This window comes from Pseudoalteromonas amylolytica (assembly GCF_001854605.1).
GTDB classification, from domain to species: Bacteria; Pseudomonadota; Gammaproteobacteria; order Enterobacterales; family Alteromonadaceae; genus Pseudoalteromonas; species Pseudoalteromonas amylolytica.
The window spans coordinates 14,909-28,281 of record NZ_MKJU01000024.1; the positions used below are offsets into that span (position 1 = coordinate 14,909).

Sequence of the window (13,373 nt, forward strand, 5' to 3'; positions counted from 1 at the left end):
AACCCCAAATTTTAAGCAGATCTTGGTCTTTGATTGTCATGGTCTAAGCCTTGATTATTGGTCCGTGGGAATGGTTATTGAGTTAAGGATCTCTTGCTGAGATTTTTCGATTTGCTGCTTTTGCATTTCCATTTCTGCATGTTTTTGTAGAAGCTGTGCGCGTTGGTCAAAAGCTTTAAACATTAAAGGGCTAAGTAATATATTTACTGGTTCCATACTTTTTGTTGCCCAACAAAGAGCTGGTAAATAATGAATTGGCATGTGATTTGGCTGACTTGGTGCAAACCATTTATTTAACTTCGCTTCATCTACCTCAACTTCTAATACCTTTAGAGCTTGATTCATTCTGGTAGCCAAGCCAGCTCTAGTAAAGCCGCAACGACGCATACATGCATTCACGCAATGTACGAATTGATGATATACGTCACAATCAGGCGGTATTTCAGCATCGAGAATGTTGGTAAGTTGCTGTTCGTTATTCATAGTAATTTTCTCCTGAAATTAACCTAGCTTTAGCCAGCTTTTGCGCTCATGCTGATAGGGTCTGGAACATGTCTGCCCGCTCGAATAGCTTTTACAACTTCGTTCCTTCGGGCGCTTCTGCCTGAAAAGGCTGGCATATAATCAGTACCAAAGACTTGATTTAATGGGAGCTTCAAAGCATTTGCGATTGCCTCAGCTACACGCTTTGATTTGCCTTTGCATTTAGCTATTTGAGTGACATGGCTAACGGTTACTTCTAAGGCGACGGCAATGTCTGTAAAAAGAATATCTTTGCTTTTTAGCTTTTCTTGTATCTCTGGGAATGTTAACTTTTTAGGTTGACTCATTTGTATGACCTCGATTGTACGTATGTATGCTTAACTCGTTAAATTAATACATGTGTATATTTCTTTGTCAAATAAAAATACAAATATATTTAATTTTATTTTTTTATAATACATATGTATTGACGGTGGGATATGGTTCTTGATACAGTTCAGAGTGTTGATGTTCAAAAAGTGTACGTTCGACTGTATATGTTATTTAACGTAGACAGTGATGCGGGACTTTCTAGAGCGTTAGGGCTTTCAGCTTCTGCTGTTAGAAATGCTAGAAATAGAAATAGTTTACCTTGGGAAGGAGTTATAAACGGATGTATTTCTCATGGTATAGATCTTAACGAAGTGTTTACAGGAAGTGCTCTAAAGGTCAACAATGATAAAGAGAAGCCATCAGATAATAATGACACTGAACGGCTAGCTGTTACAGATGTACTTGCAGCGCATAAGCTCGTAGTAGAAGTATTAGATGACATTCTTACTAATAAACATTTAAATGCCGAGCGCGAACTCTTGGTACGGAACAAGTTAACACCACTGCTTTTAGAAAAAGTTTTCGAGTACAACTTTAATGAGGTAATGGTAAAAACAGTTGCGGAAGGTGCGCTTTATATGACTTAAAGGAAATCCAGATGTTAAAAAAATTATTACTCCCCCTCACTGCAGCGGTACTAAGCATCAATGCAGCTGCGCTCACCCCTCTTGAGGACCGTGCCCGCGTTTCTCGTATGAATGCTGATCTATTATTACCTGACGGTTCAACGCTTAACGTAGATGTGTCATTCGACTGTGGCAGTGACTACAAAAACACTGCATTGATGGTGATGAGCGACTCTGGTGCGCAGCTGTTAGCTGCAGCCTACACACACTTGTATGGTGTTAAAGCTGGCGAACAGGTTATGACAGCATGGAATACCAAAAAAAATAATTCTGACCCTCGCAAACCGACCTATTTATTTGTATTAGCTGAGCGTACAAAGAGCTTTAATTGGCAAAATTCACAGAGTAACACCAATAAACTTAACAGAAACTTAAAATCTGTTACAATGAATGGTGCTCACGTTGAAAATTATGAATCAATAAGTAGTGAGCAATACGTTCCTGTAGTTGTAGCTGGTTGTGGAGTAAGAGACCATAATCCATACGAAGTAAACTAGGAAGTGCTGGCCAACTGGGTGTGTTGGCCAATTTTATGAACGGAATATCTCATGCGTGTACTTTTATTTTTGTCCTCATTGATCTATGCGTGTTGCGCAACAGCCTTTGATTTTGAAAATTTAAATGCTGTTGAGCAAGATGCAACAGGCAACTTCTATCTATCGTCTCACAATGGCGTTTATAGATATGATGGACGTCATTATATTGCGCTCAGTGATGTGGCTGAACTACCCAATGGTTTAGTTAGGGATATAGAATATCACCAAGAAATTCTATTTACGTTGTACGCCAATGGCGATATTTGGAGAACTAATTTAACTACTTTCACATCAGAGCGTATTGCTACAGTTTCATCCACCAAAATAGCTGTTACGAACACAGAACTACTTACTCTATCTGCAAGTGATGTTAAACAAATTGATATCGATAGTGGTGTTGTAAAGAGTATTTACAATGGAGTTGGCCGAGTTATTGATCTGGATTCATTTGGTGATAGTGCTTACTTGATGACAAGTGAAGGTGTGTTCTTAGTTAAGAATGGTACTGTAACTGTAATTGAAGCGGTTCATATCAAGAAGGGGGATCTCGGTGCCACTCCTCACGGAGTTGTGTATTTCGCTAATGATAGGCTTAGTTACTACTCTACAATTCAGCAAAAAATAATCACTAACACCAGTATAAAGGATGCTGATAATGTCATCTTTGCTGCTCCTTACTTCGTATATATTACAGAGAACGAAAATGTACATGAACTAACGCTATCGGATTTAAAAGTTTCTAGAACAGCGATTAACCCGAGAAAAAATAGCTATAGCGAGCTATTTTCAGATAATAAAAACAGGATTTGGGGCATAGGTCTAAATTCATTTGAGCCCGTTGAAATTGGACTAAAGTCTACCCCTATTAACCTTGGTTCAAAATATAACGTGATTGAATGGGTAGCTGGCGACTTATGGTTAGGAACTACCAAAGGCTTATACGTCAAGCAGAAAGATAAGTACGAGCCTATCGACTGGGTGAGTGAGCAAATAACACTGGGCCAGTATGAAGTTACAGCTATGCAGTTGTTTAGAAGTGGGGTAGCAATTGGTACAAGCCTCGGCGCTTATTATGTGGATTTGAGAACTAAATCTGTCACTAAGTTGCACAGTGACTATGTGCTCAACTTTGCTGTAGCAAATAGCACCTTACACATAGCAACTAATGAAACAGGCGTGATCAGTGTAAGCGATGACTTAGAACTTCTACCGAATAAGCAATTACAAGAGCTACTACCAAGTTTTGAGGTGTTAGACTTTAATATACACGGTCAATCAAAATACATATCTACAACCAAGGGCTTGCTACATGTAAAAGCGAACAATTGGTCTGAGCTAACATTAGATGTTGATGCAATAGTTACAGACAGCTTTGTGTTAAACAATACATTGTATGCAGCTACATATGGCATGGGCCTTTGGCAAAAACATGATGGCCAACAGTGGGAACAGTTAAGCTCTCCAAAGTTTGTTAAGGAGCTAGTAGAATTTAACAGTAATCTATACCTTTCTACTAACAATGGCGTACATATTCTAGAACATGGGAAAAGCTACACTAAACTGATAACCGGAACAGAATCGCATTCATTTACTATTGGTAGCTTAAAAGCTCTTGGTGAACGCTTATATGCAGCTAGTACAGATCATATCTTTGAGCTAACCACTGCAAGTTCTGTTGAGCTCAACGCCCCAAGGCTGACCAGCATAGTAGCTGATAACAAAGTCAACTTTAGAATTAACGATACTGTGATAATTAAACCAAACATAGAGATTACAGTAAGTGACTATCAGTTTTTTGGTGATAACAACAATGTATTTGAATTTCAATTAAATGATAATGTGTGGCAGAGATTATTTTCGCCAGGTGTTCAGTTACACAATCTAAAACCTGGGTCATATACAGCAGCATTTAGAATCGAGAATCAAGGGCGATATAGTCCCGTTACAGAATTTAGCTTTCAGGTTACAGCGCCCTGGTATTCATCCCCTACTGCATTTATGGCCTATGTTATTGTAACGCTTCTAATTGGCACTGCTGTTACAGCATATTTGTACTTTTGGATTCAAAGCTTTCATAAAGTGTTTCGAAAGAATCAACAGCGTTACCAAAGTGACGAATTAAGTGATGCAGTTTTAAAAGTGCATGAAGCAAAGGCGCTGTGCGGTGGTGATCCAACAATGGTAACAGAGGGCTTGGTAAAACTTGATGATGCACTATACAAACTAGATCCCCTTGCTCGTGGCCAAGCGGCTCTAGGTAAGGAAAAGCTAAAAGTTGCAATTGATATGTTGCAAGTACATTGCTCTATAACTAGTGATCTTAGACTTGATTTCGGAGTTTCTTTAGGTGACGAACGCTTAGAGCGTCAACTTGAAAAAGACATTTATAGTGTAATTTATCACAGCGTTGATAACACGCTTAAACATGCGACAGCTACAACATTGAAGCTCAATGTGCACAGGTACTTAGATACGATTCATGTAAGTATTGAGGACAATGGTAAGGGCATTAATCTATATTCACGCTTCCACTTTGGCACTGGTATTTATTCAATGAGGCGTATAGCTAAAACCTATAAGACTAGGCTTAACGTTAAAGCCTCAAAAAAAGGGACTAAGGTTGCAATGATCTTCCCTTTGCTTGAAGTTGGAAGAGTGAGCAGAGATGATATTCAAAAAGAAGTAATGGAAAGGATGTAACAAAAAAAGAGCAAACTATATAAGGAATCTATATGAAAAGTAGCCAAATAAAAGAACTGAATATTGAGCACGTGAAAAAAGTGTTCGGGGGATTAGTCACTAATAAACGTCCTAAGCAGCTGACTTATAGCATATATAAGCCTAATAAGCCTTTATAAAAATCCGCTTAATAACAGAGCTTTTAAGCTGCAGCTCTGTTTTTAAGTTTTTCAACCGAAACACTCCACACCTTATTAGCGATTTCTTGAAATCCATGAGCCTTACAAAATGCAGTGGCATTCTGCCCCGCCATTTCAACAGCTATATGTTCAATACCAAACTTAGGCGCTACAGACACAAAGAACCTGAGTAAATCGGTGCCGTGGCCACGGCGCGTTTTATAAAAAAACACTCTGGCAATTACTAAAGTGTTTGGGCTATATGGGTCATAGTCTGGCTTGTAACGAAGGTAAAGCTCAAACTTTCCTCGCTTAGTATCGATAGTCTTGCCAAAATTTGTTACGTCAGCTGGGTCTGATTTGTAGTTAAAACGCGCTTTTAAATAGGTGTTTAATTCAGCGGTAAATGCAGATATTTCTGGGTACTCTTCCATTGTGTACTCCTAAAGTTGGCTGAAGGATGCTAGAGCCTGTTGAAAATGCTCCTCTGAAACTTTTGTTAACGTACAATGGTTCCATACTTTGTCGAAAGGTCTAAACCTAACATCTGCCTTGTACGTTGTCCCTTTGTGCTCATGTAAAAATTTCCAGCTTGCTTTAGATGTAATTGTACAGGGTTCTTCAATATGTTCGTTGTAACCCTTAGGGTCTACGAGAGCGAATACGTATGCGTCACCATTAATTGAAGCAAGTTTGACTTCTTGCTCGTCTGTTTTAAGTAGCCCGTGGAGGGCTGCGAATGCACCTAGGCTCACCCCTGCAAGTATTGTGTAATATAACCATTTTAATTGATCAAACATCCAATCGCTCCTTTTAATATGTTGAGGGTTCAATTTATCTAACTTGTATTTGTGATAAAAGCAAAAAGTGGGAATTTATGAGAATAGCTATGTAAAGTGGTTTCTATATGCGTTATTACCTCACGCGCGCGTAAGCTTGGTTTCTAATTTATTGACCTTTTATAGGAAACCCAATGAACGATGTAACGTATATTTTGAAGCCAGTACTTGAAAGCCTAGAGCAAGTAAACGCTGAACTTGAGCTGCTAACACCTGAGGAACTAGCACTCGCACAGGAAATGGTTGCAGAGTATTTTAAATGTGAAGTAGAGCCGGTAGATGGTGCTAAAGAGGCGTTGAATTTTATTATTTACAATAGCATTCAACAAGTCGTAGAAGCTGAGCGCGGACCAACGGTGCTTGGAAAGCGCCCTGCTCTACCTATGTTGCCGCTAACTTCTGTGCTCCATAAGGTAAAAGGTAAACAAGACAAGCTGTATGACGCTTTGCTAAAAACCTTAACTACGCTGCATAGTCAGGCGGTAGCCGACTAGCTTTTTGTGTCTTTTAAGCTGTCTATCGTTGCTTGGTAGTCTTCACTAAACTCTACCTTTTTAGTGCTGGCGTAAATGTTGATCCCTTGTTTTTTAAGTTCACTGTAAAGGTTAATGGCATCTTGTACAGCGTCTTGTTCAGGTGAAAGTTTTGATGAGCTGTGATTATCTGCTGCCATTAGGTGTACAGCCGCGTACGCAATGAATTGGTTTTTGTTGTTAAACATAGTTATTCCTTTTAGTAAGTTAAACGCCCTGTAGCCCCAACGCTCAGGGTGTTTATTTTTTATCACAAAGTAAGTTTTGTAGACAGTGTTACCCCTATTTTTAAAATAACGCCTCAAACGCGCTCTGACGCGTTAAAACTCATTTGTAGTAGTCAGGTTCATCTAAAAAGGGTTTAAACAAATTTAAACGCCGTTTAAACACGGTTTAAACATGGTTGCATGCGATTGTGTTGGGTGAGTTTGTGATTGGTGGGTAAAAAGCGCGGTGAGAGTTACCGCGCTTGTTCTAAAACTAACGCGTTAATATGTACTAAATCCCCCACATTTAGCAAAAAACTCGACATACATTTGTTTATTAGCATTCCAAGTTTCAGGTGGCTTCCAGTTGCTCACAATTTCGCTTAGCTTGATTGCCTGCTCTTCAGATACTTCTAGCGGGTCGTTAGTCAATGGGGGGTTATTTAGTAATACCTGCACTTCTTCAATCTTTAGAATCTCAAAAACGTGACCATTTGGTGCGCCAAAATTGAAAATATCTTTTGTCGGTACAAATTCAACTGTCATATATATATCCAAAATAATTAATCGGGTTAATCACATGAACTGCTAGAACTGGATGAGCTAGAGCCAGAGTCGTAAGACGAGCCACTAAAACTAGATGAACTGCTGAAGCTTGACGAACTTGAACCCGAATCATAACTAGATGACGTACTCGAACCGTTACTGCCGCTTGGTAGGTTAGACATGGCAGAATCAAAGGCGCGGGATGCGCTATCGCTAGATAACGGGCTATTTTCAGATGTGAATGGAATATGGTCTGTGTCAACATGCCCCTTACTGCTAGCTGTTGGTTCTAGGTCTGTATCAGTCAGCGCATGGTGTAAATCGGTTTCAGTCACATGTTCGCCAGCCGCATCAAATACGTCATCAACGATTAAATGCCAGGTTAACCATTCATTTGTTGCTGTGTGATAAATCTGTGTGCGGCCTTTGTGAACTCGGCGAAAACTAAACTCAGTTAGTTGGTATTGCTTTTTAGGCTTCTTTTTAAAAATTTTGAATAGGCTAAACATAGTGACCCCCTTAGTCTTTATGCTCATAGATGATTTGCTGTTTATCGGTAGATAGGATTTTCATTTTCCAATGCGGGTGGCAGTTGTATTTGTTCCCATCAACGAATAGAACATCAAAATTGGCTGATGAGTTGCCATCCATAATTACCCCTTCTTCACCATTAACAATACATGGCTGGCCAACGGTTATCGCTGGTACTCCACGATGCGCGCAAACAGAGTCGATCCGTTCTTGTTGTGTTGGGCTTGGCATTATGCTTTCTCTCCTTCTTGCAGCGTAGAATCTAGAGGCTGTTCTAAATGGAGCATGAGTAGCTCCGCAGGCCAACTAGGGTCCATGTATGACGTGATCCTATCAACGGCATCCTGGTCGAACTTTTCGAAGTAATGCTCAGCCCTTAGCATTGCAGTTTCTTCTGGGCCGTTAAATGTTGCGCCTATGTCGACCTCGGTACCGCAGGCACAATAGAGAATGATTGATACTTTAGGCGGTTCGCTTTCTTGCTCGTTGCCATTGAACTTTCTAATAAGCACTTGAAATCCATTTGATTCAAACACCTTCGCAAATATATACATAGTCAAACCTTAATTAGTTGTTGATCGTTTTGTTTGCGGTGTTTAGTCTATTTAAATGCTGCATGAGCACAGTATGTAAACCACTTTCCAACTCCCCTACTTTTTTTAAATCGCTAATCTAGCCACATGTTTTAAACGTGAGCTAAGGCAATGGCGCAAAAGAAACCCAATACAAAATTCAACTGGTTTGAGATATTCAGAGCGGGTAAGCACACAGACTCAAAGGGCAATGAGGCTGAATTTAGTAAGTCTGATTTACAAAGCGTGGTTGAGAATTTTAAACCGCGTACCTCTCCGCTAGTTATTGGCCATCCTAAAAACGATGATCCTGCATGGGGTTGGGCTGAAGAACTCAAGATAGAAGACGATGTTTTGTATGCGAAGGCTGAAGCTGTAGACGCTGATTTTGCTGAAGCAGTTGAAAACGCGCGTTACCCAAACCGCTCTGTACGACTACGTAAAACCGACAATGGCTTTGAGCTTGGCCACATTGGCTTTTTAGGGGGCAAACCGCCAGCTGTTGATGGCATGCAATGGCTATTTAGCAAAGACGAAAGCGGCGAGACTGTTGTTTTAGAATTTGCCGCGAGTGACCGAATAGAGCAAATGACCATCGACAATACACAAGGTTTTGTCCGCCTAGTTCGCAACCTAAAAACATTGATTACCGATAAATTTGGTGCCGAAGAGGCTAACAACGTTTTTAGCGAATGGGAAGCTGAACACCTGCAAGAGCAAGCTACGCTGGCACAACACGAAAAACACACCGAACAACCCCCTGTAGAACCAAGCGCGGAGTTTTCTGCGCATATAAATACCGATGAGGAAAACACCGTGACTAAAGAAGAGAAAGAAGCGCTCGAAGCAAAGCTAAAAGATGAGCAAGCCAAAAACGCTCAACTGCAATTTAACCAAGCTAAGTACAACGCCCAAACGTTTATTGACCAAACCGTAAACGGTGGCAAAGCCCCACGCCTAACTAACACGGATGGGTTGGCCGAGTTCATGGCGCACCTAGAGACTGGCCAAGAACAAACATTTGAGTTTGCGGCAGCTGACGGTGAGCAAAATACCACTGTAAAGCCTGCTGAGTTCTTTAAAAGCTTTTTACAGGCACTGCCAGAGCAAAAAGGCTTAACCAAGGACTTTAGCAAAGACGATGGCGGCGAGACTGAAATTGATGATTCGGCCGAAGCGCTCGCTGCTAAAGCGTTGGATTTTCAGCAGAGCCAAGCGAGTAAAGGTGTCACGATTAGCATCTCAGCGGCGCTTGAACATGTTCAGAAGGAGGCAAAGTAATGGCGATTCCAGGGTTAATTCGTAATTTTACAGCTACTGGCGAGATTAAACCAAACCGTGTTGTGGCGGTAGATGTGGGTGATTTTATGGCATCGCAAGCAACAGGCGTTGCGTCAAATGCACTGGGTGTAACGGAACAAGGGACCGATAAGCATTTACGCGTTGATGTGGTGATGGGCCAAATTGCGCCCGTGGAGTTCGGCGGAGATTTTAATGGTGGCGAATGGGCTGTACCTGACACTCAGGGCCGTGTTGTGCCGTTTGACGCAGTTACTTTTGCTGAAGACGAGGTGATCAATATCGTCGGCAAAGTACTCGAAGCTGGGGACACTGGCACCATCGGTGATATTCATGTCACCCCATTTTTAATTGTTAAGTAAGGAGCTAAACCATGAGTAATGGTATGCCATTTACCCCAGATGTAGAGCAAACAGCGGTTGCAATTGCGTATACTAATCGACGCTTAATTGCTGATACTGTTATTCCCTACGCGCCTGTTGGTCGTAGAGAATACAAGTGGACCCTGTACAAAGCTGAAGAGAAGTTTACGGTACCAGATACTAAAATTGGTCGTAAATCGTCGCCAAACCAAGTTGAGTTTAGCGTTGGTGAAATGTCTGGCTCAGTTACAGATTACGGCTTGGCCGATGTGATCCCTAATGATGATGTAGACAACGCGCCAGCAAACTACAACCCAAGAACCCATGCTGCCGAGAATATCACTGACTTAATTCTGCTAGGTCGCGAAGTGCGCGTAGCCAATTTATTCAACACGCCCACTAACTTTGGCACACACAAAAAGCTTGGCACAGCAGAGCTTAAACGAATAGATGATCCTGAATTAGATATTCTACCGTTCTTGCTCGAAGTATTGGATACACCACTAATGCGCCCGAATGCCGCTACTATGTCTCAACGTGTTGCTACAGCATTGCGAACCAATAAGCGGTTGATTAAAGCTTACAATGGCTCCCTTGGTGATGAAGGGTTAGTACCTTGGCAATTTATTAAAGACCAATTAGAGCTTGAACACATCAATATCGGTCAAGCCCGATTAAATACCGCTAAAAAAGGTAAAGAAATGATGTTGCAAAAAGCGTGGAAAGACTCGCTTAGCTTTACGTACCACGACCCTCTAGCCAACTTCCAAAATAAACGAATGACCTTTGCTTTGACTGCTCGTTACGGAGACCGTAAATCAGGTTTTAGAGAAGTATCAGCGGGTTTAAATGGCGGTGTTGAAGTCATGGTCGGTGAATCTGTTGAAGAGCAAGTAATTGCTAAAGACTGCGGCATTTTGCTCACTGATGTACTGACCCCTGCAGCTTAATTCTCTTGTGTCCCAACCATAGGGCGTCGGCATAGCGCCCTATTTTCTAAAAGAGGTATTTATGTTTGTTAGCACATCTCACACAATCAATACCATTGGCATGCATTTGCTAGTGCAATTTGCACAGGGCCGTTTTAATAGCGACAGCTACGCGACGGAAGAAGACCTAACCACGGCGCTACTCCAAAGCCCTACAACCGAGTTGCAGCAGCAAATTTATGATTGGTTTAGCACAGCAAAAACCAACGTGGATGCATTGATTTTTGGCTATGTGGCTAAGTTCAGTTTATCGATGGATGACATTGAGCAGAGCTTATTGCCAGGGCTGGCCGCTGACTTGATGCGCTACGAACTGTGCACCAACGATGCCGACGAGGGTATTTCAAAGCGTCGCGATAATGCGATTAAACAGTTAGAAAAAATCGACAAAGGCGTAATTCAGCTCAAAAGCTCAACGCCGAAGTTAAGCTCTAAAACCATTAAGACTATTAAACCCGCTTCACAGTTTAATTGGAGTGGCTACTAATGGCGGGCGTCTATATCGAAATATCGGGCGATGCGCTTGAATCGTTGCAGCTCATTAATAAAAAGAGCGCTGCGCCTGATGACATTCTAGACGACATCGGCGCGTATTTAGACATGGATGTAACCACCCGCTTTTTAGATGAAATGGCTCCCGATGGTACCAAGTGGATACAGTCAGAAGCCGCAAGAACGGGCAAAGGCCGTAACCCTGAAAAGCCAGGGCTAACACTCACGGATACTCGCGATTTAGTGGGGTCTGTCACACACAATGCTGATAACGGTGAATTAGAGCATGGCTTAGGTGAGGTTTATTCCGCAATTCACCATTTTGGTGGCAAAACTGGGCGTAATCACGCTGTAAACTTACCCGCGCGCCCGATTATTGGTATAGAACAAAAGCAAGCTAGCACCATTGTTGAAATGGTCAGCGGCTGGCTGGTTTAAAGGGGGTTTAAAGCATGTTTAATTTTGATTTAAACCACATTGAAAACGCATTAAAACGTGAGCGTATCGCCAACGTGGGTATGGCCGCAGACTTTAACGAAGCGCGCAAGCGCCCGGTTCAATCGCCCCAACTTTACGTGTTGCCGCTCGATGAAGACTACGACCAGGCACAGTCGATTACGGGTCAAGATGAGTACACCATCACTGAGATTTTTGCGGTGATGATTGTGATCCCTTGTATTCGTGGCAATAAAAAAAGCGATGAGCAAATTAAACAACTGCGCGGCCAAGTTAAACAGGCAATCGCTGGGTTAACGTTTAAGCCTTGGCAACCCATTCAATTACACCGTGGCCGCATCGTTGAGCTAAACCACGCCACTAACAACCTTATTTATCAATGCCAGTTCAAAGTCACTGGCCACATTACGGTAACTACAAAGGCCGCATTATGAAAAAAGACACCGCAGAGCAAAAACCAAAGTTAACACCCGGGCAAATAGCGGAGCAAGCGCGAGCTGCATTGGCTGAACAAACTGACCGCCAAAACCTAGCTGGCGCGTTTACGCTCGATGACAACAACAAACTAACCACCGGGGGTAAGTGAGATGAGTTCATGGCGCTTTAAAGACAAAATTCTATTAGCAGACGGGCTGGGTACTACGCTCACGGGGTTGCACGCAATTTATGCCTCAGATATTGAGTTTAGTATCGAGAGCGAAACCGACTCAGACGAGCTGGAAACCGCACACAGCGGTGCAAGCTTGCAGGTGTATTACGGTCAACATGTATCGCTTAACTTTAAAACCCCGCTGGCAATGTGCGGCACGGCGGGTAGTAGCCCAGCTATTGCGCCTTTATTGTTGGCCTGTGGCATGGTGCAAGTGTCTACAGCATCGAGCGTCACCTACACCAAAGGCCAACCCACTAAAGCTAAATGCCTGCTGCGCTTTGGTAGCAATACGCATGAAATTAGCGAAATGCTCGGCACGTTTAGCTTGAGCTTAGAGAAAGGGATCCCTCGTATTAATTGGCAGTTTAAGGGCTTGTTTAGCCCCCCTATTCACTCTGCTGTTGCCCCTGCTGTTGATTGGGACCGTTGGAAGCGCCCAGAGGTGTTAGGCGTTGCGTGTAACTCCGCGTTTAAATTAAACGACGTGGCGCGCACGCTTCACAAGCTCACGATTGATGTTGGTAATAATGTGATCTTTGACCGTGCGATTAACTATGAAGAAATCGTTTTAACGGGCCACGAGTCAAAAGCGCAAATGACGCTCAGCGCCGATGCGTTAGCGAACTTTGACCCATTTAAAGATGTTGGCCAAGTACAAAACTTTGAGTTTACGCATGGTACTGATGCGGGTAATAAAGTCTCAATTTTGGGCCGCTATCAGATGCCTGTGCCTAAATACTCATCGTTAGAGAGTGAGCAAACGGGTTATGAACTGGATGGGAGCTTAGTGCCAAGTGGCGCTGGCTATGACGAGCTAACGTTAGTATTTGAGTGATCTGTATGAAAATCACAAGTAAAGAGGAATATGAAGACGCCAAGTTGCGTTTGGATTTTTTTATTGGGGTAGGTTATGAAACCTTGGATGACAATGAAGAGGCTGAGTTTGAAGCACTGCTAGATGCGACTGCTGAGTACGAAGGACAGCACTTCAATCTTGTAAACATTGAAATAGGGTTGTAAG

The 13,373-nt window shown here is 42.3% G+C and carries 22 protein-coding genes; 13 read left to right on the top strand and 9 right to left on the bottom strand.

Annotated elements, in window-relative coordinates; genetic code table 11:
* Positions 1-54 precede the first annotated feature (54 nt).
* A complete protein-coding gene (locus tag BET10_RS06250) occupies positions 55-483 on the bottom strand; it encodes a hypothetical protein (RefSeq protein ID WP_070984089.1) in 429 nt (142 codons plus the stop codon).
* A gap of 29 nt (positions 484-512) precedes the next feature.
* Complete coding sequence (locus BET10_RS06255; RefSeq protein WP_070984090.1) at positions 513-830, bottom strand: hypothetical protein; 318 nt, start codon at positions 828-830, stop codon at positions 513-515.
* Positions 831-962: 132 nt separating this feature from the next.
* On the opposite strand from BET10_RS06255, the gene BET10_RS06260 reads away from it, so the two are divergent.
* From BET10_RS06260 to BET10_RS06270, 3 genes are read left to right on the top strand one after another with little or no spacing between them, the layout of a single operon-like run.
* Positions 963-1,442 (top strand): hypothetical protein, encoded by a 480-nt coding sequence (locus BET10_RS06260; RefSeq protein WP_070984091.1) that lies wholly within the window; start codon positions 963-965, stop codon positions 1,440-1,442.
* Between the two features lie 11 nt (positions 1,443-1,453).
* Complete coding sequence (locus tag BET10_RS06265) at positions 1,454-1,978, top strand: hypothetical protein (RefSeq protein ID WP_070984094.1); 525 nt, start codon at positions 1,454-1,456, stop codon at positions 1,976-1,978.
* Between the two features lie 51 nt (positions 1,979-2,029).
* The gene (locus BET10_RS06270; protein WP_070984098.1) at positions 2,030-4,717 is read left to right on the top strand and encodes a sensor histidine kinase; all 2,688 of its coding nucleotides are present in this window, start codon (positions 2,030-2,032) and stop codon (positions 4,715-4,717) included.
* A gap of 181 nt (positions 4,718-4,898) precedes the next feature.
* Here BET10_RS06270 and BET10_RS06275 read toward each other — a convergent pair whose 3' ends face one another.
* Both BET10_RS06275 and BET10_RS06280 read right to left on the bottom strand, forming a co-directional pair.
* A complete protein-coding gene (locus BET10_RS06275; protein WP_070984100.1) occupies positions 4,899-5,309 on the bottom strand; it encodes a GNAT family N-acetyltransferase in 411 nt (136 codons plus the stop codon).
* A 9-nt stretch (positions 5,310-5,318) separates the two neighbouring features.
* Positions 5,319-5,675 (bottom strand): hypothetical protein, encoded by a 357-nt coding sequence (locus BET10_RS06280; protein ID WP_070984102.1) that lies wholly within the window; start codon positions 5,673-5,675, stop codon positions 5,319-5,321.
* A gap of 173 nt (positions 5,676-5,848) precedes the next feature.
* On the opposite strand from BET10_RS06280, the gene BET10_RS06285 reads away from it, so the two are divergent.
* Positions 5,849-6,208 (top strand): hypothetical protein, encoded by a 360-nt coding sequence (locus tag BET10_RS06285; protein ID WP_070984104.1) that lies wholly within the window; start codon positions 5,849-5,851, stop codon positions 6,206-6,208.
* Here the strand turns inward: BET10_RS06285 and BET10_RS06290 are convergent.
* From BET10_RS06290 to BET10_RS06310, 5 genes are all read right to left on the bottom strand, one after another.
* Positions 6,205-6,435, bottom strand: coding sequence for a hypothetical protein (locus BET10_RS06290; RefSeq protein ID WP_070984106.1), 231 nt, complete (start codon positions 6,433-6,435; stop codon positions 6,205-6,207). The genes BET10_RS06285 and BET10_RS06290 overlap by 4 nt on opposite strands.
* Positions 6,436-6,735: 300 nt before the next feature.
* Positions 6,736-6,999, bottom strand: coding sequence for a hypothetical protein (locus BET10_RS06295; protein WP_070984109.1), 264 nt, complete (start codon positions 6,997-6,999; stop codon positions 6,736-6,738).
* A 26-nt stretch (positions 7,000-7,025) separates the two neighbouring features.
* A complete protein-coding gene (locus BET10_RS06300) occupies positions 7,026-7,508 on the bottom strand; it encodes a hypothetical protein (protein ID WP_070984111.1) in 483 nt (160 codons plus the stop codon).
* A 10-nt stretch (positions 7,509-7,518) separates the two neighbouring features.
* Positions 7,519-7,761, bottom strand: coding sequence for a hypothetical protein (locus tag BET10_RS06305; RefSeq protein WP_070984114.1), 243 nt, complete (start codon positions 7,759-7,761; stop codon positions 7,519-7,521).
* On the bottom strand, positions 7,761-8,084 hold the full coding sequence (locus BET10_RS06310; protein WP_070984116.1) for a hypothetical protein: 324 nt from the start codon (positions 8,082-8,084) through the stop codon (positions 7,761-7,763). Before BET10_RS06310 ends, BET10_RS06305 begins: the two co-directional genes overlap by 1 nt.
* Positions 8,085-8,234: 150 nt before the next feature.
* Between BET10_RS06310 and BET10_RS06315 the strand changes: the two genes are divergently transcribed.
* The 9 genes from BET10_RS06315 to BET10_RS06350 all read left to right on the top strand — a co-directional run bounded on the left by BET10_RS06315 (position 8,235) and on the right by BET10_RS06350 (position 13,372).
* Entirely contained in the window at positions 8,235-9,383 is a 1,149-nt protein-coding gene (locus tag BET10_RS06315; RefSeq protein ID WP_070984119.1) for a hypothetical protein, read from the top strand.
* Positions 9,383-9,763 carry a hypothetical protein gene (locus BET10_RS06320; RefSeq protein ID WP_070984121.1) on the top strand — a complete coding sequence of 127 codons (381 nt, stop codon included), beginning with the start codon at positions 9,383-9,385 and terminating at the stop codon, positions 9,761-9,763. Before BET10_RS06315 ends, BET10_RS06320 begins: the two co-directional genes overlap by 1 nt.
* Positions 9,764-9,774: 11 nt before the next feature.
* The gene (locus tag BET10_RS06325; RefSeq protein ID WP_070984124.1) at positions 9,775-10,713 is read left to right on the top strand and encodes a capsid protein; all 939 of its coding nucleotides are present in this window, start codon (positions 9,775-9,777) and stop codon (positions 10,711-10,713) included.
* Positions 10,714-10,774: 61 nt separating this feature from the next.
* Entirely contained in the window at positions 10,775-11,239 is a 465-nt protein-coding gene (locus BET10_RS06330; RefSeq protein ID WP_070984126.1) for a phage protein Gp36 family protein, read from the top strand.
* On the top strand, positions 11,239-11,682 hold the full coding sequence (locus BET10_RS06335; RefSeq protein ID WP_070984128.1) for a phage virion morphogenesis protein: 444 nt from the start codon (positions 11,239-11,241) through the stop codon (positions 11,680-11,682). Before BET10_RS06330 ends, BET10_RS06335 begins: the two co-directional genes overlap by 1 nt.
* A gap of 14 nt (positions 11,683-11,696) precedes the next feature.
* Entirely contained in the window at positions 11,697-12,134 is a 438-nt protein-coding gene (locus BET10_RS06340; RefSeq protein WP_070984130.1) for a phage tail terminator protein, read from the top strand.
* On the top strand, positions 12,131-12,286 hold the full coding sequence (locus BET10_RS21445) for a hypothetical protein (protein ID WP_170829118.1): 156 nt from the start codon (positions 12,131-12,133) through the stop codon (positions 12,284-12,286). The genes BET10_RS06340 and BET10_RS21445 overlap by 4 nt, the downstream gene beginning before the upstream one ends.
* A gap of 1 nt (position 12,287) precedes the next feature.
* Positions 12,288-13,187, top strand: coding sequence for a hypothetical protein (locus tag BET10_RS06345; protein ID WP_070984132.1), 900 nt, complete (start codon positions 12,288-12,290; stop codon positions 13,185-13,187).
* A 5-nt stretch (positions 13,188-13,192) separates the two neighbouring features.
* The gene (locus BET10_RS06350; protein ID WP_070984134.1) at positions 13,193-13,372 is read left to right on the top strand and encodes a hypothetical protein; all 180 of its coding nucleotides are present in this window, start codon (positions 13,193-13,195) and stop codon (positions 13,370-13,372) included.
* The last annotated feature ends 1 nt before the right edge of the window (position 13,373 follow it).

Excerpts from the sequence above, each read along its gene's own strand:
- BET10_RS06250 (WP_070984089.1), bottom strand. The coding sequence starts at position 483 with ATGAATAACGAACAGCAACTTACCAACATTCTCGATGCTGAAATACCG.
- BET10_RS06255 (WP_070984090.1), bottom strand. The coding sequence starts at position 830 with ATGAGTCAACCTAAAAAGTTAACATTCCCAGAGATACAAGAAAAGCTA.
- BET10_RS06260 (WP_070984091.1), top strand. The coding sequence starts at position 963 with ATGGTTCTTGATACAGTTCAGAGTGTTGATGTTCAAAAAGTGTACGTT.
- BET10_RS06265 (WP_070984094.1), top strand. The coding sequence starts at position 1,454 with ATGTTAAAAAAATTATTACTCCCCCTCACTGCAGCGGTACTAAGCATC.
- BET10_RS06270 (WP_070984098.1), top strand. The coding sequence starts at position 2,030 with ATGCGTGTACTTTTATTTTTGTCCTCATTGATCTATGCGTGTTGCGCA.
- BET10_RS06275 (WP_070984100.1), bottom strand. The coding sequence starts at position 5,309 with ATGGAAGAGTACCCAGAAATATCTGCATTTACCGCTGAATTAAACACC.
- BET10_RS06280 (WP_070984102.1), bottom strand. The coding sequence starts at position 5,675 with ATGTTTGATCAATTAAAATGGTTATATTACACAATACTTGCAGGGGTG.
- BET10_RS06285 (WP_070984104.1), top strand. The coding sequence starts at position 5,849 with ATGAACGATGTAACGTATATTTTGAAGCCAGTACTTGAAAGCCTAGAG.
- BET10_RS06290 (WP_070984106.1), bottom strand. The coding sequence starts at position 6,435 with ATGTTTAACAACAAAAACCAATTCATTGCGTACGCGGCTGTACACCTA.
- BET10_RS06295 (WP_070984109.1), bottom strand. The coding sequence starts at position 6,999 with ATGACAGTTGAATTTGTACCGACAAAAGATATTTTCAATTTTGGCGCA.
- BET10_RS06300 (WP_070984111.1), bottom strand. The coding sequence starts at position 7,508 with ATGTTTAGCCTATTCAAAATTTTTAAAAAGAAGCCTAAAAAGCAATAC.
- BET10_RS06305 (WP_070984114.1), bottom strand. The coding sequence starts at position 7,761 with ATGCCAAGCCCAACACAACAAGAACGGATCGACTCTGTTTGCGCGCAT.
- BET10_RS06310 (WP_070984116.1), bottom strand. The coding sequence starts at position 8,084 with ATGTATATATTTGCGAAGGTGTTTGAATCAAATGGATTTCAAGTGCTT.
- BET10_RS06315 (WP_070984119.1), top strand. The coding sequence starts at position 8,235 with ATGGCGCAAAAGAAACCCAATACAAAATTCAACTGGTTTGAGATATTC.
- BET10_RS06320 (WP_070984121.1), top strand. The coding sequence starts at position 9,383 with ATGGCGATTCCAGGGTTAATTCGTAATTTTACAGCTACTGGCGAGATT.
- BET10_RS06325 (WP_070984124.1), top strand. The coding sequence starts at position 9,775 with ATGAGTAATGGTATGCCATTTACCCCAGATGTAGAGCAAACAGCGGTT.
- BET10_RS06330 (WP_070984126.1), top strand. The coding sequence starts at position 10,775 with ATGTTTGTTAGCACATCTCACACAATCAATACCATTGGCATGCATTTG.
- BET10_RS06335 (WP_070984128.1), top strand. The coding sequence starts at position 11,239 with ATGGCGGGCGTCTATATCGAAATATCGGGCGATGCGCTTGAATCGTTG.
- BET10_RS06340 (WP_070984130.1), top strand. The coding sequence starts at position 11,697 with ATGTTTAATTTTGATTTAAACCACATTGAAAACGCATTAAAACGTGAG.
- BET10_RS21445 (WP_170829118.1), top strand. The coding sequence starts at position 12,131 with ATGAAAAAAGACACCGCAGAGCAAAAACCAAAGTTAACACCCGGGCAA.
- BET10_RS06345 (WP_070984132.1), top strand. The coding sequence starts at position 12,288 with ATGAGTTCATGGCGCTTTAAAGACAAAATTCTATTAGCAGACGGGCTG.
- BET10_RS06350 (WP_070984134.1), top strand. The coding sequence starts at position 13,193 with ATGAAAATCACAAGTAAAGAGGAATATGAAGACGCCAAGTTGCGTTTG.